Raw genomic sequence first — 18,768 nt, forward strand, 5'->3', positions numbered from 1 at the left:
TGTCGGCTAGCTGACAGAGCGCCTGATGGAACCTGGGCATCATGCGGGTATCACCTCAGGAGGAACAACAATGAAAAACCTCGTTGATCATCTCAGTCAATACGCCGCCTACCATCGCGACCCACGCAACATCGCCAGCCATTTCATTGGCATTCCGCTGATTTTCGTCGCGGTCGCGGTACTGCTGTCCCGCCCGGGCTGGCCGGTGGGCGCGGTCCTGGTGTCCCCGGCGCTGCTGGTGGCGGCGGCCAGTGCCTGGTTCTACCTGCGCCTGGAGTTGCGCCTGGGTGTGCTGATGACGGTGCTGCTGGGCCTTGCAGTGTGGACGGGCCAGGTGCTGGCGGCGCACAGCACCCTGATGTGGCTGGGCAGTGGCCTGGGGATGTTTGTGGTGGGTTGGGTGATCCAGTTTGTAGGGCACTATTACGAGGGCCGCAAACCGGCGTTTGTCGATGACCTCACCGGGTTGATTGTCGGGCCGTTGTTCGTGGTGGTCGAAGCAGGATTTCTGCTCGGGCTGCGAGGCGAGCTCAAGCGCGCCATTGAAGAGCGTGCCGGGCCGGTGGCATTGCGCGGGGTGCGTTCGACGGTCTGAGGGGCGTCTTTGTGGGAGCGGGCTTGCTCGCGAAAGCGGTGGATCAGTTAACATCGATGTCGGCCGATCAGACGCCTTCGCGAGCAAGCCCGCTCCCACAAGAGCCTGCACCTTACCTCCCGGGCTTCACACCGTGCCGAACTCGACCCGCACCGTCAGCGCTCCGGTGTTGTCGGTCAGACCCTTCCCGTATGCGCCGGTCAGGTCATCGTTGATGCACAACTGCAGTTCCCCTTGCTGGTTTTCCGGAAGCTGGCGCAGATCGCCGACCAGGAACGGCGTCCCGTTGTTGCCGATACGACCGACCAGCGCGCCTTCCGCCGCACCGGGCAGCGCGTAGGAGTCATAGTCGATGTGCCTCGAACCACCGTTGCCATCCACATTGCCGCCCTGCGGGCTGGCGCACCACAGCCCACTGACGTAGCGCACCAGGCGCGGCAACGGCCCGCCGAGCTGCACGCCGGTGCCCTGCCAGGCCTTGTTCGCGGCGACCTGCATCGTCACGGCCCGGAGGTCATTGGACAACGTATCCCCGGCCTGGAACGACAACGCTGCAATCGTCAGGCTCGGGTTCGAGGTCCCGGTGCTGGGGAAAACACCGTCGCCCACCAGGAACAGGTTCTTGTGGTCCCAACTGCGCTGGAATTTGTCGACCACCGAGTTCGCCGGATTGTCCCCCATGCGATAGGTGCCCATCAGGTGCCCGGCGCCCTGGAAGCTGTAGTCTTCGCCCTTGTAGCTGAACGTTCCCTGGTTGATGGGTTTGGTCAGCTCCACCGCACCGAGCAGCTCGGTGATGATGTGGCTCGCCAGGATCTTTGCCTGCCTGAAGCCCTCCTTGGTGTAGTCGGACAGGTCATAGTGGATTTCCGGCCGGGGGATGTTGAGCCGGTCGGTGTACTCGGTCGAGGGCACGATGTAGCAGTTCGATTGATCGGGGTGTTCCTCGACCTGTTCCACCAGGAACCCGATCCGGAACTGACGGGTGAACAACAGGTTGAGTTTTTGAATCAACGCCGTGCCGTAAAGCGCTTCAGTGGGCGGCGCTGGTGTCTGTTTCGCCGGCAGCGGGTTGGTGCAACTATTGTTGGCGCCGTCGATGAAATCGGCCACGGTGACGTAGGGATCGCCAACCGGCCAGTTCCAGCCCTCGTTGCCGATTTCGATGCGCCACGCTGCCCGTTGGCTGCGAAAGGCCCCGTCGCGCAGGCTTTCGATGCCCGCCGTGGACACCGGCCCACGATAAGGGAAAACCGTCTTGCCCTCCGGCATCAGCCCCCACGCCAGGTAGATCGGATGATCGGACAGGCTGCGCCCCACTTGCCCGCTGGTGTTGGCGACACCGTTGGGCCAGGCCGGGCTCTTGGAGTTGAGCAGCAATTTAGGCGTTTCGATGGCGTGGGCGGCGATCACATATCGCTGCCCCACGGCCACGCCGGTGCCAGTGATCGGCCCGTCGCCCAGCTGATACTGGATAAACTCGACGCCGTTGATATTGCGGTCCGCTCCCACGGTCACCTTGCTGGCGACTGTCCGGTACAGCACCCGGACCTTGCCCGTCGCCAACGCCTTGTTCATGGTCACGGTCGCGTCGTACTTGGCCTGGATCGGGCAGATCGGCGTGCAGTTGGTATTGCCGGCGCACACCCGGCGCCCCGCGTAAGGTTGCGAGTTGCGCCCGGCCGGGGTCGGGCTGACCACCAGCGGCAAACCGTCGAACGTCTGCCCCGCCACCGCCGTGACGAAACTGCCATCGACCAGCGACAACGGAATGCTGTGCATCGGGAAGGCATAGCCTTCAGGAAAGGTCATGCCCAGATAGGCCTGGTCGGCGACATTGGCCGACACACCGATTTCCGCCTCGGCCCGGCAATAGGCACTTTGCAGATCGTCGTAACTGATCGGCCAGTCCATCCCGACGTTGTACTTGGTCTTCAGGCGAAAATCGTTCGGCACCATGCGCAGGCACGTCCCGACCCAATGCCAGGTCGTCCCGCCGCCCACCCGTTCGTAGGTGCTGTTGAACGGCAGCGGGCCCTTCTGCACCAGGTAACTGACCTTGGGATCGTTCCAGCCAAGGATCAGGTCGGCGATGGTCGCCCGAGGGGCGTTTTCCTGGCTCGGATCACGCGGCGTGTCCAGGTTCGACACCGGTGGATAAGGCGACTCCGGGGTTTTCAGCGTGGCCGTGTAGAAACGCTCCAGGTACTGGGCACGGTTGGCCGGGATCTCCGGCCCGGATTCGAGCACCAGCACGTCGATCCCGGCCATGCCCAATTGATAAGCGATGATGCTGCCGGCCAGCCCCGCGCCAACGATGATCACCTCGGTTTGTTCGGTGCTCATGACGAGGCTCCTTGCTGCGTGTTCGCCGCCACCCCGGTGTAATCCTCAAGGCTGGGCGGCGTGCTGTTCCAATAGCCGAAAAACATCTCGCTGTAGCCCATGGGGTGGGCCTGGGCGATTTTCCAGGCCCAGCTCTGGATGTATGCCTGGTCGGACACCACCGTCGAGTCGGTCGACTTGAAGCTGCCGGCGGCATAGGGCTGGTACCAGACACCCAGCAGCCAGAGTTTCATGATCGAGCGCGCCGCTTGCGCGGCCTGGGTGACGGCTGGCCGTGAGCCGTTCATCAGTACCGCCTGGGCAATCTGGTCCGGTGGTACGTGGTCGCCGGCCAACGTGGCGTACTGGGTCAGCAACGCGTTGAGCACCTCAGGCGTGATTCGCGGCCTGATGAATTCGAGAAAGATCGGCGGCAACCCCACCTGGTCGATGGCGGGCGCCAGCCGATCAGTGGGGATGCCGGTCAGGGCTGATGACAGGCCAACGAAATTATCCAGATCACTGCTCATGGCTGACTCCTTGTCGCGCCTGTGGACTGTGCGCGTTCGAGCAAATAGGTGAAATCCGCGAAGCTGGTACGCGGGGACTCGGTGACATGGGTGGCTGCATTGCCGTGACAGGCCATGCAACTGGACGACGCCTGGGGCGTGGCGCCCTGGATGTAGGTTTCCAGGGTGGCATTAGCCAGGAACAGCGGCGCGGGGTTGCCCAGGGGATTGGCGGCCGATATCTGGCAGTTCGGTTGCGGGTCCGACGGCCACTGGGTACTGATCAACTGGTAGTTCGCCCACACGCTCTGCGGATTGACCGTACGCAACAGCGCCTGGTAGCTGGCGTTCAAGGTCTTGGTGGCGTCGCTCAGCGGTATGTCCCGCACGATTTGCGAGGGCGTCGCCTTCACGGCCGGGTTCCATGGGCGCGGCGGCGGTTGGTTGATGTCGCTTTTGCTGGCCGCGTTGTAGAACAGATACGGGCCCGTGCGCTGGGCCATGGGCGTGGTTTTTTCCGGCACATTGTTCACATGCTCGAAGGTCGACCAGACCCACTGCGCCGCACTGTTGGTCTTATGCACGATGTGCAGGCCCACCAGCCCGACCGGCTCGGCCCTGCACGACTCCTCGACAATCGGCCCATGGCTCGGGTCGTTGTTGCCCGGGGTGTAGACCAGCGCATCGACGGTGTGGAAATCCTGCGCCCGGTCATTGGGGCCGAGCACTTTCCACGACGCCTTCACCATCAGCGCACCGACCTGTTTCTTTTCGGTGATGCCACAGCTGAACGCCACGGCATTGGTCGGCTTGGCGGCAAAAAACGCCTGCTGACCTTCAATGCTGTACAGACCGTTGTCGACGATGTCGTTGAACATCGATTGGTTGACCACGATTTCGTTGCGCGTGTAGCTGCCGTTCTGATCCACCAGCGGGCCGCTCTCGAAGGGCTGGATAAACTCATCCAGCACATCGGGCACCTTGCCCATCTGCTGCAACAGACGCCCGGGCTTGAGCGACTTGCAGGCCTCGGGAAGGGTCGCCGGGGCGCCCCAGGGCAGCGGCGCCTGGCCTTTGGCCCGGAATATCTGGTAGCTCTCTTTCCAGCTTTCCCATACGGTCGCCGCGTCCTGCTTGCCGATTGGGGTGCCGGTGTCCGGGTTGCCGTTGTCCAGCGCCGGCCAGCTCAGGGCGATGAAGGTCTGCCACGACAAGTCATCGAAATTGGCTTGCAGACTGGACAGGGAGACCGGTTGGGTGACCGTGACATCGAAGGGTATCTGGGGGGATAACGAAGGGGCGGCGCTGGCGGCCGGGGCCAGCAAGACGCCTAACAACGCACAGCCAAACGGGCCATGCCGACTGACTTCCAATCTCATGCTGTCTCTCCTTGCATCAGGCGCAGGAGAGACCACCGGTCCGTCATTGGACTCTTACTCGCCTCCTGGCAACTCTGAGTCTAGGTAGGGTTTTGGCTGGCAAAAGGCGAAAGCGTAGAACCGATCGAAGCAAGGCCGGGCGGGGTTATTCGGATTTGGATTGCGGTGATAGCGAGGACGCCATCGTCGGATCGCCGCCCGGAGCAGGCTCGCTCCCACAGGGTTCGAGGTATGCCTGGGAGTCGGCGAACACCACCGGACCACTGTGGGAGCGAGCTTGCTCGCGATGCTTTTGCCCTTAGAGGTTGGCGACTTTTTGCCAGACCTTCGGCTTGAAGAACAGCGTCTCGCCCTTCGCCAGGCCCACCAGACTGTCGTGGTCCTTCACCACTTCGGCCTCGATCAGCTCGCTCTGGCCTTCCACCTTCAGGGTGACCCGGGTGGTGGCGCCCAGCGGACGGATGTCCCGCACCTCGGCGGCGTGGTGGTCTTCAAGCTCCGAGCGCGACAGCGAAACTTCGTGCGGACGGAACAGCACATGCCGGTCCTCGCCCAAATGCAGGCGATTCGAATCACCGAGGAAGTGGTAGACGAAATCACTGGCCGGGTTCTCATACACATCGCCCGGCGAGCCGATCTGCTCGATCACGCCCTTGTTCATCACCACGATCCGGTCGGCGACTTCCATCGCCTCTTCCTGGTCGTGGGTCACGAACACCGAGGTCAGGTTGATGTCCTCGTGCAGCCGCGCCAGCCAGCGCCGCAGCTCCTTGCGGACCTTGGCGTCGAGGGCGCCGAAAGGTTCGTCCAGCAGCAGCACCTTGGGTTCCACGGCCAATGCACGGGCCAGGGCAATACGCTGGCGCTGGCCACCGGAAAGCTGCTCAGGGTAGCGGTCGGCGAGCCAATCCAGTTGCACCATGTTCAACAACTCATGGACCTTGGTCGCGATCTGGCTTTCGTTCGGGCGCTGGCCCTTGGGTTTCATGCGCAGGCCGAAGGCGACGTTGTCGAACACCGTCATGTGGCGAAACAGGGCGTAGTGCTGGAACACGAAACCGACGTTGCGATCACGCACGTCATGGCCGGACACGTCCTCGCCATGGAATACGATATTGCCCTGGTCCGGCGTTTCGAGGCCGGCGATGATCCGCAGCAGAGTAGTCTTGCCGCAACCCGACGGGCCCAGCAGCGCCACCAGCTCACCGCTCTGGATGTCCAGGCTGATGTTGTCCAGGGCCTTGAAGGCGTTGAAGTTCTTGCTGACGTTACGGACTTCGATCGACATGACTTATTCCTCCGCGGCGCTGGCGCGCAGGCGGTTGATTCGGTTTTCGCTCCACTGCTTGAGCAGCAGGATGAAGAGCGCCAGGATCAGCAACAGGCTCGCCACGGCGAACGCGGCCACGTGGTTGTATTCGTTGTAGAGGATCTCGACATGCAGCGGCAGGGTGTTGGTCACCCCGCGAATGTGCCCGGACACCACCGACACCGCGCCAAACTCACCCATGGCCCGAGCGGTACACAGCACCACGCCATAGATCAGCCCCCACTTGATGTTCGGCACGGTGACGTGCCAGAACATCTGCCAGCCATTGGCACCCAGCAGGCGCGCGGCTTCTTCTTCCTGGGTCCCCTGTTCCTGCATCAACGGGATCAACTCCCGGGCCACGAACGGCACGGTGACAAAGATGGTCGCCAGCACGATGCCCGGCAGCGCGAAGACGATCTGGATGTCGTGGTCCGACAGCCATGGCCCGAACAGGCCCTGGGCGCCAAACATCAACACGTAGACCAGGCCGGCAATCACCGGCGACACCGAGAACGGCAGGTCGATCAGCGTCACCAGCATGCTCTTGCCACGGAATGAATATTTGCTCACGCACCATGCCGCGCTGACCCCGAACACCAGGTTCAGCGGCACCGAGATCAGCACCGCAATCACCGTGAGCTTGAGCGCCGACAACGCATCGGGTTCGAAGATCGCGCTGAAGAACGCCCCCAGGCCAAGCTTCAGGCCCTGGGACACGACGATGAACAAGGGCAGCAACAGGAACAGCGCGAAAATCAGCCAGCCGAGGCCGATCAGCACCCGCCGCGACGTTGCGCTGCCACGACGGGCCGCGTTGGTGGAGGCTGCGGAAATAGACGATTGGGACATTTTTCGCGCCTCCTTATGGGGTTTCGATGCGCCGCTGCAGCAAATTGATCAGCAGCAACAGAACGAAGGAAACCACCAGCATCAGCACGCCGATGGAGGTGGCGCCGGTGTAGTCGTATTGGTCGAGCTTGACCATGATCAGCAGCGGCAGGATCTCGGTTTTCATCGGCATGTTGCCGGCGATGAAAATCACCGAGCCGTACTCGCCCACGCCACGGGCAAACGCCAGGGCGAAGCCGGTCAACCAGGCGGGTAGCAATGCCGGGACGAGGATGTGGCGGAACACCTGCCAGGGCTTGGCACCGAGACAGGCGGCGGCCTCTTCGACTTCACGGGGAATATCGGCCAGCACCGGCTGCACCGTGCGCACCACGAACGGCAGCGTCACGAAGGTCAGCGCCAGGGTGATACCCAGCGGAGTGTAGGCGATCTTGAAACCCAGGTCGGTGGCGAACTGGCCCACCAGGCCGGTCGGCGCGTACAAGGCCGTCAGGGCGATGCCGGCGACGGCGGTGGGCAGGGCAAACGGCAGGTCGATCATCGCGTCGATGATCTTGCGCCCAGGGAAGGTGTAGCGCACCAGCACCCAGGCCAGCAGCGTACCGATCACGCCATTGATGATCGCGGCGTACAGCGCGGTACCGAAGCTGAGCTTCAAGGCAGCCAGTACCCGTGGCGCCGAAATGATCGCCCAGAACTGTTCCCAGGTGAGTTGAGCGGCATGCACGAACATCGCCGCCAGCGGTATGAGCACAATCAGACTGAGGTACACCAGGGTGTAGCCCAGCGTCAGCCCGAAGCCGGGTATGACGGGTGAGATGCGACGCGACATAGAAGTCCTTGGTTGAAAACGCGCAAAAGTCCCAATAAATCGAGACCTGTTAAGCAAGTGTCAGCCCATCATGATGCTTACCTGTGGGAGCGGGCTTGCTCGCGAAAGCGGTGTGCCAGGCAATACTGTTATTGACTGCGCTACCGCCTTCGCGAGCAAGCCCGCTCCCACATGAATTGCGCTTGGCTGACCGTCAGTTGTTCTGTTTCAGCTTACTGCGCCTGATAGATCTGGTCGAACACCCCACCATCGTTGAAGAATTTCGGCTGTGCACTTTTCCAGCCGCCGAAGTCTTTATCGATGGTCACCAGCTCCAGTTTCGGGAACTGCTGGGCGTACTTGGCCGCCACGTCCTTGTCCCGTGGACGATAGAAGTTCTTGGCGGCGATTTCCTGTCCGGCCGGGCTGTACAGGTGCTTGAGGTACGCTTCGGCGATCTCGAGGTTGCCCTTCTTCTCGGCGTTCTTGTCCACCACCGCCACCGGCGGTTCGGCGAGGATCGACAGCGACGGCACGACAATGTCGAACTTATCGGCGCCACCGTCTTCTTTCAGCGCCAGGAACGCTTCGTTTTCCCAGGCCAGCAACACGTCGCCCTGACCGTTGTTGACGAAGGTAATGGTCGAGCCACGGGCGCCGGTGTCGAGGATCGGCACGTGCTTGAACAAGGCCTGCACGTATTCCTTGGCCTTGCCTTCGTCACCGCCGTTGGCTTTCAGGCCATAGGCCCAGGCTGCGAGGAAGTTCCAGCGAGCGCCGCCGGAAGTCTTGGGATTGGGGGTGATGACCGACACGTCGTTCTTGATCAGGTCGCCCCAATCCTTGATGCCTTTTGGATTGCCCTTGCGCACCAGGAACACGATGGTCGAGGTATACGGCGTGCTGGCCTGCGGCAGGCGTGTCTGCCAATCGGCCGGCAGGCTTTTACCCAGCTTGGCGATTTCGTCGATGTCACCGGCCAGCGCCAGGGTCACCACATCGGCCCGCAGCCCGTCGATCACCGCCCGGCCTTGCTTGCCCGAGCCACCGTGGGACTGCTGGATCTTCACGCTGTCGTCCGGGTGCGCTTTCTTCCAGAAACTGGCGAATTCGGCGTTGTAATCCTGGTACAGCTCGCGGGTCGGGTCGTAGGACACGTTGAGCAGCTCGTAATCCTTGGCGACGGCGGAACCGGCAAAAACAGCGCTGGCCAGGGCGGCCAGGGCATAACGACGAATTGACGACATGGTGAAAGCTCCTGGAATTCTGGTTTCTTATGGCTTCTGGAAATCGGTTGCGGTTAGTAGATCGCAGCCCGCGACAGCGCTTACATCAAGCCCCCCGGCAGGCGCTGCCGAAGGCTGCGATCCTTTCAACCCGGCTTATGACTCGGCTGCTGCAAACGGAATTTTTCCTTGCGTTCAATCTGGACCACCTGCGCGTTGTGCACGGTGATTTCCACTGCCCCAAAGCGTAGATCGCGTAACGCGCTCTGGATCTCGCGCAAAATGGTTGCTTCGTCCTGGCCGTCAACGCTGCGTAGGGATGCGCTCATGCTGCTGCTCCTTTGAATGAATGCCTGGCAGTGGGCGGCACTGCTTGCGGCGTGGGAGCAATACTAGATAAAGCGGGATATTCTTAAAAAGACTATTTAAGAATTTTTATATAACCAAAATTTCATCTACCTGGGAATGTGCTGTAGGACGTGGAACTGCTGGACCTTTGCCTGCCGATACTTCGGATATTTCCTTCAAGACGTGGGGCTGTTCATGAACTAGGCGCGGCGTTCGTGCGCGGCTAACCTCTTTTTTGTCATCGCAAAAAACGGTGACACGGACGTGCAAGTCCGAGTAAAACACCAACCCATAATGCTTCAGCCATTCTTGGCGCATTCGCGCCCGTGTTTTATGGCGGCTGTGTTCGGGAGATCTTCGGATCTGCCGAGTTTGGGTAGGTGACTCGGTCTTGCACACTCGCACACAGCTGCCACCCTTACATTGCGTGCAAGCGATTCAGGGCGGTTCTCCAGCCAATAGGAAACCTACCCATGTTCAAACCTACGCCGAATCCCCCGCAAAACGATCACAAATCCCGCGTCGAAATCCTTGAAGAAAAGAAACTCGAAGACGCCGCCACCCGCGCCCTCGACTATTACCTCAACCCCAAGCCCGCCTCACCGCCCGAACCCGACAAGAACCAGCTGTTCATCGTCGCTCCCCACATCGACACCGAAACCCTGCTGGCCAATGCTTCCGAAGACCTGCTCTCCATCAGCACCATCGCCGCCGACCTGGCTGACGACGTGGACGAGTCACGCCGCTGCGTAGCCCTGGCGATCAGTCGCATGGCTGACGGCGTCCAGTTGCTGGTCGAACGAGCGATGGATCATCTGGAGACCCAGCACAGCGAGGCACAAGGCGCCAAGACATAGAGGTCCCCTGTCGACATTGATGCAAGCTGAACCGACGCCTTCGCGAGCAAGCCCGCTCCCACAGGTTATGTGTCGAACCGAATATCAAGTTCAACACCCATCCAATGTGGGAGCGGGCTTGCTCCGGGCGGCGATCCGACGAAAGCGATGTATCAGCAACTGATCTCTCACCTGACACCCCGCCCCCCAAAATCACCTAACAAATGCACTCTAATGTAGGAAAAAGCGCAACTCGACCTACGAACTTTCCTATTCGCTGCAAATGCCCCCACGCCGGGATTGCCCCCCATCAGCGGCTCATCGTTTTATTCATTGATCCCCTGGGAACAGGGCAACGCAGCCCAAAACCCTGCGGACGACTTCCCCTGAATAAGAGCCATGAAAATGACCGCATCCTTGCTGCCCCGCTACACCAACGAAACCTGCGCTGAACGCCTGAGCCACCTGGACGATCTGTACTTTGAGCCCGAACGCCTGCTGGAGGGTTGTGACGAAGAAATCGCGGCGCTGCTTAAACGGCATCAGGGCTACGCCAAAGCCCATCCGCCCATTGCCCTCTACCGAGTGGCCACCGAGGGTAGCCAGACCCGCGACGGCGGCACCGTCCAGCAGGCGTCATCGGGGCTGGAGCTCACCCTGGATGGCCGCAAGCTACGCACCGCGCTCAAAGGCGACAAGGTCGTGTATCCCGACGGCAGCATGGCGCGCATCGTCACCGGGGCCGGTAAACGTAATAATAATTTCGCTCTGGTCGGCAGCCGCCTCAGCAATGGTGACGAGATCATCAACACGCTGCAGAAAACCCTGATTGTCGTCCTGCGTAAAGGCGTGCCGATGGCGGAGGATTTCCTGCCCGCCATCGAGCCCGTAGAAGGCCGTCGCCTACGCCTGGTTGCGCGCAAGGAAAACGCCCGGTGAACGTGGGTTACTACATCGGCCTGGGCGACAGAACCACCTGCGGCGGAACAGTCATCGATGGCGATCCGGGGTTCAGCCTGGACGGCCTCCTTCACGCCTGCGAAGGCGATCGCGTCACTTGTGGAAAAGACGGGGAAATCTACCGGATCCTGGGCGGCATCTCCCACATGATCAACGAGGGCCGGCAGATGGCGGGTACGCTGGACAGTCGCAGCGGATGCCCATGCAACGCCCAACTGCTCCCTTCGGTGTTCACGGCCACCTACCGGAATGAAGCTTGCGTTGCGCCAACCACCCGAGCCGCGCAACCGACCCCACCGGCTGCCACCCGCGCGCCCACGACGCCGCACCCATCCGGCTTTGCCCCATCGAGCAGCCCGCCGCCGGTGGTATTCAATCGCGTCGAACCCCAGGAACCGGGTTTCTACGTCGTCCCCAAAAGCGTGACCCGCGAAGCACTGGAGGCCACGCTATTCCACACGCCCGACCCGGCGGTGATGCGTAAATTCCGGGCATTGAACCCGCATCAGGGTGTGGTCAAGGCAGGTTCAATGATCGTGCTGAGCGATCCGAACAATCTGCAGTGCAGCCGGGAGGAAGCCCAGGTGATGGCCGCTGCCGAAACGGTGAACGCGGCCCTTGAGGACCTGACACCGGAACAGGCCGATTTCATGCACCGCCACGCGGCCGAGATCGCCAGCTTCACCGGCCAGACCTCAACCTGGCTCGGCGTCAGCGCGGTGATGATGGAAAAACACTTGAACAGCCTGCGCGACACGCTCCAGGCCATGGAACGCCTGCATCAGAACAGCTTTCGCCAACACGGCCATCTCCGATCGCCGCAGTTCTTCGCCGAGCGCAAGCTGCTGCTCGCCCAATTGGATGCGCACCTGCTCAATTCCACCCGCCTGCGCGGCCAGACCAGCCTCGGCGACCACCCCAAGCTGAAAACCGCGCTGGGCATTTCCAGCAAAAGCTTGGTGCATCACTGGAACAAGGCAGGCGCGCCGGGGCAGATACCGGGTTATGCGACGCATGTAGATTCGGTCAGTCGTGGCGCGAAGTATATGAAAGCGGGGGGGTTCATTGGCATTGGTATTGGAGGGATATCTTCATTAGCGGCAATTCAGGAGGTATGTAACGGGGGATCTGAAGAGGCCTGTGAGAAGGTTAAGGTTACTGAGACTGGCAAATTCACACTGTCCACCGCTGTTGGAGTGAGGGGCGCAAACCTAGGTCTATCAGCCAGTGGGCCGCTCTGCTTGGCGCTTGGCGCCTCAACGGGGGTCGGGGGTGTCCTTTGTGTCGCGGTCGTAGTTGGTATCGGTGCGTGGGCGGGCACAACCGCTGGCGGTGCTGTGGGTGAATACGCCGGTGAGAAAATGTTCGAAGTTGTAATCCATGACAAGCATTGATACTTGGCCCCTATGGATTGCAATCATCGTCGCGGCCGCCCCATTCCCGTTGAGCTTGATATGTCTGATGTTCACGACATATCTGATTCGTTACCATCTAGGCGACATGATGGCAGCGTTGAAAAACAGCCGTTTCATATATCTTTGGGGCCCCTCTTGGCGGAGCCGTGGTGGGCTCTGGACAATGATGCTGGTAAGCAAGATCGCCGGAATGGTGATATTTCCGAAGGCCTATATCCGCATAGGGGATGCGGACTCTGTTGACATCAAATATTTCCCACCTTATCTAAAACGGCTCTTAATTATCGATACGACATTGATGACAATCACCCTAGCGTGGGTGGGCGTTGTAGCCGTGCTGGTCAAATCTAGATAAACCGCCAATCAAATAACCGCCGGCGCATGCTCCCAATCCAATTGCTGCGCCGGCACCGGCCGTCCAAACCAATACCCCTGCCCCAGCTCACAAGCCTGTTCCAGCAAAAACGCCGCCTGCTCCCGCTGTTCGATACCCTCGGCGTGTACCTGCATGCCCATGCTGCGAGCCAGGGCGATGATGACGCGGACGATGGCGGCGTCGTCTTCATCCCACGGCAGGCCGGCGACGAAGCCCTGGTCGATCTTGAGTTTTTGCACCGGCAGGCGCTTGAGCCGCAGCAGTGAGGAATAGCCGGTGCCGAAATCGTCGATGGCCAGGCGCACACCCAATTCTCGTAGACGATGCATCTGTTCCAGCGCCACCTCCGGGTCTTCCATCACGGCGCTTTCGGTGACTTCCAGTTCCAGGCATGCCGGGTCCAGGCCGGTGTCGTGCAGCACTCGGGCGACCTGATCGTATAACTCGCGGTGGGCGAACAGCCGGCTGGAGACGTTGACCGCGACGAACGACAACGCCACGCCGGCCTCTTGCCATTGGCACATCTGGCGGCACGCCTGGTCCATGACCCAGGCGTCGATCTGGGCGATCAGCCCGGTGCGCTCGGCGATGGGAATGAACTCGGCCGGCGAAACCAACCCGCGCGTGGGGTGCTCCCAGCGCACCAGCGCCTCGACGCCAATCAAGCGGCTGGTCGCCAGGTCGTGTACCGGCTGGTAATGGACGCGCAGTTCCTGTTGCTGGAGGGCCTGACGCAGTTCAAAGGCAATCTCGACCCGCTGCTGGGCGTGGGCAGTGAGTTCTTCGGTGTACAACGCGTAGCCGTCGCGGCCGGCGCTCTTGGCCTTGAACAAGGCCGAGTCGGCGTTGCGCAGCAATTGCCCGGCGCTGCGGGCGTCGCCGGGGAACAGGCTGATGCCAATGCTGGCATTGATGAACAGCGCATGGCCGTCCAGGCGCAACGGCGCTTTCAACGCATCGAGGATACGTTGGGCCAACACCGCTGCCTGGCCCGGCTGGGAGCAATTTTCCACCAGCACCGCAAACTCGTCACCGCCGAGCCGGGCCAGGGTCACGCCCGGCGCAAAGAGCTCGCGAAAGCGCTCGGCCACGCTTTTGAGCAACTCATCGCCCACAGTGTGGCCCAGGCTGTCATTGATGTTCTTGAAGTGATCCAGGTCCACCAGCAATAGCGCGCAGCCACGCTTGTGAGACTGCGCCGAGGCCAGCGCCTGTTCCGCCCGGTCGGAAAACAACAGGCGGTTGGGCAGCCCGGTCAACGGATCGTGATGGGCCAGGTGCGCCAGTTCGTGCTCGGAATGCTTGATCGCGCTGATGTCGGAAAACACCGCGACGTAATGGCTGACCTGGCCGCCGTCGTCGTGGATGGCGCGGATCGTTTGCCATTGCGGGTAGATTTCGCCGCTTTTGCGCCGGTTCCAGATCTCGCCGCTCCATTGCCCGGCGCTGCCCAGGGAGGCAAACATGGCGCGATAAAAATCCGGCCCATGGCGACCGGACTTGAACAGACTCGGGCGCTGGCCCAGCACTTCGTCGCGAACGTAACCGGTAATGGTCATGAACGCCCGATTCACGTGCACGATCAGGCCATTGCAATCCGTCACCAGGACGCCCTCGCGGGTGCAATCAAAGACCGCGGCGGCCTGGCGCAGGCGCTCGCGATCGGCATTCGGCGCCTCATTCCCGGAAGATCGCGCTCTGCGCATCCAGGCCAGGAAGATCAGCCCGGCGCTGACCAGCACCCAGGCGTAACCGTTGATCAGCTGCCAGCGAAGCCGGTCGGCAGATTGATCGAAGAAACTGCTCAATAAATAACCAGCCAGCTGCAACCAGATGACTGATAGCACGAGATATAGCAGTGTTGCACTCAGGGCACTGCGTTGATGGGCAGTCATTCGGTCGTCCATGTCCCTACAAATAGGCGGGATTATAGAGGAAGAAACATCCTGCCACTTTTATCTGAAAGGCCGACTGGTTTTATCTGTGGGGCCGGTGATAATGCATCGGCAGTTTCTATCTTTATCGAGGGCCCAACAGCCTATGTGGTACGAAGGTTTCCTTGGCTTGTCAGCCTGGTCGCTGGTGGCAGTCACCCTGCTGATGACCCACGTCACGATCATTGCCGTCACAGTCTACCTACACCGTTACTCGGCCCACCGCTCCCTGGAGCTGAACGCCGGCCTCAAGCATTTCTTTCGTTTCTGGCTGTGGCTGACCACGGCGCAGAACACCCGCGAGTGGACCGCCATCCACCGCAAGCACCACGCCAAGTGCGAAACCGTCGATGACCCCCACAGCCCGGTCGTCAAAGGCTTGTCCACCGTGTTGCGCAAGGGCGCCGAGCTGTATCGCGCCGAGGCGGAAAACCCGGAGACCCTGCGCATCTACGGCAAGAACTGCCCCGAAGACTGGATCGAACGCAACCTCTACAGCCGCTTCCCGCTGCTGGGCGTGGCGATCATGGGCGTGATCGACCTGCTGCTGTTCGGCACCATCGGCATCACCATCTGGGCCATCCAGATGATGTGGATCCCGGTCTGGGCCGCCGGCGTGGTCAACGGCCTGGGCCATGCCGTGGGCTATCGCAACTTCGAATGCCGCGACGCGGCGACCAACCTGGTGCCCTGGGGCATCCTGATCGGCGGCGAAGAGCTGCACAACAACCACCACACCTATCCCAACTCGGCCAAGCTGTCGGTGCGCAAGTGGGAGTTCGACCTGGGCTGGGCCTGGATCCAGGTGTTCAGCTTCCTGCGCCTGGCCAAGGTCCAACGCGTCGCACCGATTGCCCACCGGGTCGCCGGCAAGGGCCACCTGGACATGGACACCGCCATGGCGATCCTCAACAACCGTTTCCAGATCATGGCCCAGTATCGCCGGCTGGTCATCGCGCCGCTGGTCAAGCAGGAGCTGGAAAAGGTCGATCACTCGGTGCGCCACCAGTTCCACCGGGCCAAACGCCTGCTGTCACGGGAAACCAGCCTGCTGGACGACCGTCACCACCTGCGCATCCAGAACATGCTGGAACACAGCCAGGCCCTGAAAGTGATCTACGAAAAACGCCTGGCGTTGCAGCAGATCTGGGTCAAGACCAGCAGCAACGGCCACGACATGCTCGCCGCCATCAAGGAATGGGTCCACGAAGCCGAGGCCAGCGGCATCCAGTCCCTGCGCGACTTCGCTGATCAGCTCAAGACCTACTCGCTGCGGCCTGCTACTGCCTGACAGCAGAACTCCATGGCAAACCAATTTGCTATGGAGTGGCATTTTTTGTGGCGAGGGAGCTTGCTCCCGCTCGGTTGCGCAGCAACCGCAAAATCTTGGGGCCGCTTCGCGGCCCAGCGGGAGCAAGCTCCCTCGCCACAGCAAGCTCCCTCGCCACAGGGTTCATCGCCGCGCTCCCCGTGAAGGACTATCCGACCCCGCCCTTCGTCGCCTGAAAAGGAACTTCGTCCGCGATCCTTTATCTCAAAGAGCACTTCGCCATCCAGGCGGGCTTTGGAGAAAGCGCGTGCGAACTCACAACAGCGCACGCTCTTTGAGATTTGTGCCGATGGTCGACAAGAACCTACAGGATTCATCCCAACCTCACTGGCCTGAAGCGGCCCAAACGCTCATGGCGCTGATGCACGCCCAGGGCGAAGTGGCGCGCCTGAGCGAGCGCGAGCAGCTGTTCAGTTCCTTGCTGGTCAGCGTCAATGCGGTGCTGTGGGCGTTCAACTGGGAAACCCGTCAGGTGCTGTATGTCAGCCCCGCCTATGAGCGAATCTTTGGCCGCCCGGCCGGCCTGGTCCTGGCCGATTTCAACGAGTGGCGCGATGCGATCTATCCCGACGACCTGGAATACGCCGAACGCAGCCTGGCCGAAGTGCTGGTCAAAGGCGCGGTCGAGGACCGTGAATACCGCATCATCGCCGCCGACGGGCAGATCCGCTGGCTGAGCGACAAATGCTTTATCAATCGCAAGGACGAGCCAGGGCAACCGGTGATCGTGGTCGGCATCGCCGAGGACATCACTGAAAAGAAGCGCCTGGAAAGCGAACTGCAGCGGCTGGCGACCACCGATGTGCTGACCCAAAGCAGCAACCGCCGACACTTTTTCGAATGCGCCCATCGCGAATTCGAGCAGGCACGTTTGCAGGGCACGCCGATGGCGTTCCTGTTGCTGGATATCGATGATTTCAAGGTGGTCAACGATACCTACGGCCATCAGGAAGGCGATACCGTGTTGCAGAAAATTGCCGAAAGCGGCCGCTCGGTACTCCGGCGTGGTGATCTGTTCGGGCGGATCGGTGGCGAAGAATTCGCTGCGGTGTTCCCCGGCTGCGCCCCGGACATGGCCCTACAGGTGGCCGAACGATTGCAGCGTGAAATCCAGCGCCTGGCGTTCCGCTGCGGCGAGCAAGGCTTTGGCATTACCGTCAGCCAGGGCCTGACCAGCATCACCGCCGACGACCAGAACCTCGACAGCCTGTTCGCCCGCGCCGATGCCGCGATGTATGAAGCCAAGCGCCAGGGTAAGAATCGGATTATTGCGGCTTGAGCAGTCAGAACCGAAGACACGCCAGGCCCCTGTGGGTTAGGCGGTCACTTCACTTCCCGCGCAAGCGCATCAACTCCGGCAATCCAATCTTCAACAAGCGCGCCGTGCGCCCACGGGCCAGCTCCTCCAGCCCTTCATGGGCAGGCAAGTGCGCCATTTGCGCGGCCATGTTCATCACCAGCGCTTCACGGGAATAAACCCCGCCACCGAGGCTATAGACTGCCGCAATCAACTCGCGCAGCTCCAACGGCAAACGCCAGCGCGTGCGCAGCGCCGAGCCGAAACCGGCGCCGTACTGCTCAAGCGAATCCCCTACCTCCTCTGGCTCATCCAGTTCACCGCCAGCCTGCTTCCACTCTTCCAGGCAACGCAGCAACGCCAGGTCGCCCAGGCGATGCAGCAGCCCGGCGCAATAGCAGCGCTCCTGCTCCAGATCCAACAAGCGCGCCATGTTCCGGGCGTATTCGGCGGTGTGCAGCGACAGCTCCCAGTAACGCTCGGCATAGTCCGCCAGGCACGGCACGCTGAGCCGGGCGCAGCGCTTGAGGGTCAGGCCGAGGATCAGGTTCATGCTCTGCCCGGTGCCAAGGTGGTGAAGTGCCTGGGCCACGGTCTGCACCGGGCCGCCACCTTGATGCTGGGCCGCGCTGTTGGCCGCCGCGATCAGCACGGCGGTGATCTGCGGGTCGGTGCGCAGCTCTTCTTCCAGCAACTTCAGGTCCAGGCCGCCGGGGTTGAGCGCCCGTTTGATCGCCACTTGCACGTCGGTCATCAACGGCGCGCCCTCGGACACATCGCGTCGACGCTCGAGAAACGCCGACAGGCTAAGCCCCGGCCCCGGGACCGGCGCCTCGTTGGCGGCCTCTTCACTGCCACTGAGCAACAAGCCTTGCAGGCGCTGGGTGAGGTTTTCCCGATTCAAGGGTTTGGTCAAATAGGCCGTCGGCGCCAACGGCAAGACCTCGCGCACGCTGGCGCTGTCGTTGCGTCGGCTCATCAGGATGAACGGCAACGCCGGGGTCCGATGCTGCTGGCGCAGGCCGCGCAGGATGCTCAGGCCATCGACGCCCGGCAATTCCCAATCGGCAATCACCAGGTCGTAGGGGTTGTGTGCGAGCAAATCCAAAGCCTGTCGGCCCTCGCCACAGCTGTCCACCCGGGCGTCACAGCGCAGGCTGGACAGAACCTGCTCAAGCAGCTCGCGGGACTCCGGATCGGCCTCGGCGATCAGCACACGGGGTACAGCGGGTAAATCCACAGCGGTCATACAGCATCACTCCCTTG

General features: G+C 61.6%; 16 protein-coding genes. 6 read left to right on the top strand and 10 right to left on the bottom strand.

Annotated elements, in window-relative coordinates; translation table 11 throughout:
• The first annotated feature begins 70 nt into the window (after positions 1-70).
• A complete protein-coding gene (locus RGM2987_RS15255; RefSeq protein WP_245142612.1) occupies positions 71-595 on the top strand; it encodes an Mpo1-like protein in 525 nt (174 codons plus the stop codon).
• A 126-nt stretch (positions 596-721) separates the two neighbouring features.
• Here the strand turns inward: RGM2987_RS15255 and RGM2987_RS15260 are convergent, their stop codons facing one another.
• The 8 genes from RGM2987_RS15260 to oscA form a co-directional block, all read right to left on the bottom strand.
• Positions 722-2,941 (bottom strand): GMC family oxidoreductase, encoded by a 2,220-nt coding sequence (locus RGM2987_RS15260; RefSeq protein WP_245142615.1) that lies wholly within the window; start codon positions 2,939-2,941, stop codon positions 722-724.
• A complete protein-coding gene (locus tag RGM2987_RS15265) occupies positions 2,938-3,450 on the bottom strand; it encodes a sorbitol dehydrogenase (protein ID WP_245142617.1) in 513 nt (170 codons plus the stop codon). The genes RGM2987_RS15260 and RGM2987_RS15265 overlap by 4 nt, the downstream gene beginning before the upstream one ends.
• Positions 3,447-4,808, bottom strand: a complete 1,362-nt coding sequence (locus RGM2987_RS15270; protein WP_245142620.1) for a cytochrome C — start codon at positions 4,806-4,808, stop codon at positions 3,447-3,449. Before RGM2987_RS15270 ends, RGM2987_RS15265 begins: the two co-directional genes overlap by 4 nt.
• Positions 4,809-5,106: 298 nt before the next feature.
• Positions 5,107-6,096 (bottom strand): sulfate ABC transporter ATP-binding protein, encoded by a 990-nt coding sequence (locus tag RGM2987_RS15275; protein ID WP_245142622.1) that lies wholly within the window; start codon positions 6,094-6,096, stop codon positions 5,107-5,109.
• A gap of 3 nt (positions 6,097-6,099) precedes the next feature.
• The gene (cysW, locus tag RGM2987_RS15280; protein WP_245142624.1) at positions 6,100-6,969 is read right to left on the bottom strand and encodes a sulfate ABC transporter permease subunit CysW; all 870 of its coding nucleotides are present in this window, start codon (positions 6,967-6,969) and stop codon (positions 6,100-6,102) included.
• A gap of 13 nt (positions 6,970-6,982) precedes the next feature.
• On the bottom strand, positions 6,983-7,801 hold the full coding sequence (cysT, locus tag RGM2987_RS15285; RefSeq protein WP_013692011.1) for a sulfate ABC transporter permease subunit CysT: 819 nt from the start codon (positions 7,799-7,801) through the stop codon (positions 6,983-6,985).
• Positions 7,802-8,013: 212 nt separating this feature from the next.
• Positions 8,014-9,027 carry a sulfate ABC transporter substrate-binding protein gene (locus tag RGM2987_RS15290; protein ID WP_245142626.1) on the bottom strand — a complete coding sequence of 338 codons (1,014 nt, stop codon included), beginning with the start codon at positions 9,025-9,027 and terminating at the stop codon, positions 8,014-8,016.
• Positions 9,028-9,152: 125 nt separating this feature from the next.
• Positions 9,153-9,335 (bottom strand): sulfur starvation response protein OscA, encoded by a 183-nt coding sequence (gene oscA, locus RGM2987_RS15295; protein WP_042732574.1) that lies wholly within the window; start codon positions 9,333-9,335, stop codon positions 9,153-9,155.
• Positions 9,336-9,827: 492 nt separating this feature from the next.
• Between oscA and RGM2987_RS15300 the strand changes: the two genes are divergently transcribed.
• The 3 genes from RGM2987_RS15300 to RGM2987_RS15310 all read left to right on the top strand — a co-directional run bounded on the left by RGM2987_RS15300 (position 9,828) and on the right by RGM2987_RS15310 (position 12,544).
• Complete coding sequence (locus RGM2987_RS15300; RefSeq protein ID WP_245142629.1) at positions 9,828-10,211, top strand: DUF6124 family protein; 384 nt, start codon at positions 9,828-9,830, stop codon at positions 10,209-10,211.
• Positions 10,212-10,595: 384 nt separating this feature from the next.
• On the top strand, positions 10,596-11,129 hold the full coding sequence (locus tag RGM2987_RS15305) for a hypothetical protein (RefSeq protein WP_245142632.1): 534 nt from the start codon (positions 10,596-10,598) through the stop codon (positions 11,127-11,129).
• Complete coding sequence (locus tag RGM2987_RS15310) at positions 11,126-12,544, top strand: PAAR domain-containing protein (protein WP_245142634.1); 1,419 nt, start codon at positions 11,126-11,128, stop codon at positions 12,542-12,544. The genes RGM2987_RS15305 and RGM2987_RS15310 overlap by 4 nt, the downstream gene beginning before the upstream one ends.
• A gap of 384 nt (positions 12,545-12,928) precedes the next feature.
• Here RGM2987_RS15310 and dibA read toward each other — a convergent pair whose 3' ends face one another.
• The gene (dibA, locus tag RGM2987_RS15315) at positions 12,929-14,836 is read right to left on the bottom strand and encodes a phosphodiesterase DibA (RefSeq protein ID WP_245142637.1); all 1,908 of its coding nucleotides are present in this window, start codon (positions 14,834-14,836) and stop codon (positions 12,929-12,931) included.
• 145 nt (positions 14,837-14,981) lie between these two features.
• Here dibA and desA point away from each other — a divergent pair, with 145 nt between their 5' ends.
• Both desA and RGM2987_RS15325 read left to right on the top strand, forming a co-directional pair.
• Positions 14,982-16,166, top strand: coding sequence for a delta-9 fatty acid desaturase DesA (desA, locus tag RGM2987_RS15320; RefSeq protein ID WP_245142640.1), 1,185 nt, complete (start codon positions 14,982-14,984; stop codon positions 16,164-16,166).
• A gap of 328 nt (positions 16,167-16,494) precedes the next feature.
• A complete protein-coding gene (locus RGM2987_RS15325; protein ID WP_245142643.1) occupies positions 16,495-17,484 on the top strand; it encodes a sensor domain-containing diguanylate cyclase in 990 nt (329 codons plus the stop codon).
• A 49-nt stretch (positions 17,485-17,533) separates the two neighbouring features.
• Here RGM2987_RS15325 and RGM2987_RS15330 read toward each other — a convergent pair whose 3' ends face one another.
• Positions 17,534-18,751 carry an HDOD domain-containing protein gene (locus RGM2987_RS15330; RefSeq protein WP_245142646.1) on the bottom strand — a complete coding sequence of 406 codons (1,218 nt, stop codon included), beginning with the start codon at positions 18,749-18,751 and terminating at the stop codon, positions 17,534-17,536.
• Positions 18,752-18,768: the final 17 nt, after the last annotated feature.

Source organism: Pseudomonas sp. RGM2987, from assembly GCF_022952855.1.
Taxonomy (GTDB): Bacteria; Pseudomonadota; Gammaproteobacteria; order Pseudomonadales; family Pseudomonadaceae; genus Aquipseudomonas.

Excerpts from the sequence above, each read along its gene's own strand:
- RGM2987_RS15275 (WP_245142622.1), bottom strand. The coding sequence starts at position 6,096 with ATGTCGATCGAAGTCCGTAACGTCAGCAAGAACTTCAACGCCTTCAAG.
- RGM2987_RS15255 (WP_245142612.1), top strand. The coding sequence starts at position 71 with ATGAAAAACCTCGTTGATCATCTCAGTCAATACGCCGCCTACCATCGC.
- RGM2987_RS15260 (WP_245142615.1), bottom strand. The coding sequence starts at position 2,941 with ATGAGCACCGAACAAACCGAGGTGATCATCGTTGGCGCGGGGCTGGCC.
- desA (WP_245142640.1), top strand. The coding sequence starts at position 14,982 with ATGTGGTACGAAGGTTTCCTTGGCTTGTCAGCCTGGTCGCTGGTGGCA.
- RGM2987_RS15325 (WP_245142643.1), top strand. The coding sequence starts at position 16,495 with ATGGTCGACAAGAACCTACAGGATTCATCCCAACCTCACTGGCCTGAA.
- RGM2987_RS15265 (WP_245142617.1), bottom strand. The coding sequence starts at position 3,450 with ATGAGCAGTGATCTGGATAATTTCGTTGGCCTGTCATCAGCCCTGACC.
- RGM2987_RS15290 (WP_245142626.1), bottom strand. The coding sequence starts at position 9,027 with ATGTCGTCAATTCGTCGTTATGCCCTGGCCGCCCTGGCCAGCGCTGTT.
- RGM2987_RS15300 (WP_245142629.1), top strand. The coding sequence starts at position 9,828 with ATGTTCAAACCTACGCCGAATCCCCCGCAAAACGATCACAAATCCCGC.
- RGM2987_RS15270 (WP_245142620.1), bottom strand. The coding sequence starts at position 4,808 with ATGAGATTGGAAGTCAGTCGGCATGGCCCGTTTGGCTGTGCGTTGTTA.
- cysW (WP_245142624.1), bottom strand. The coding sequence starts at position 6,969 with ATGTCCCAATCGTCTATTTCCGCAGCCTCCACCAACGCGGCCCGTCGT.
- oscA (WP_042732574.1), bottom strand. The coding sequence starts at position 9,335 with ATGAGCGCATCCCTACGCAGCGTTGACGGCCAGGACGAAGCAACCATT.
- RGM2987_RS15330 (WP_245142646.1), bottom strand. The coding sequence starts at position 18,751 with ATGACCGCTGTGGATTTACCCGCTGTACCCCGTGTGCTGATCGCCGAG.
- dibA (WP_245142637.1), bottom strand. The coding sequence starts at position 14,836 with ATGACTGCCCATCAACGCAGTGCCCTGAGTGCAACACTGCTATATCTC.
- RGM2987_RS15305 (WP_245142632.1), top strand. The coding sequence starts at position 10,596 with ATGACCGCATCCTTGCTGCCCCGCTACACCAACGAAACCTGCGCTGAA.
- cysT (WP_013692011.1), bottom strand. The coding sequence starts at position 7,801 with ATGTCGCGTCGCATCTCACCCGTCATACCCGGCTTCGGGCTGACGCTG.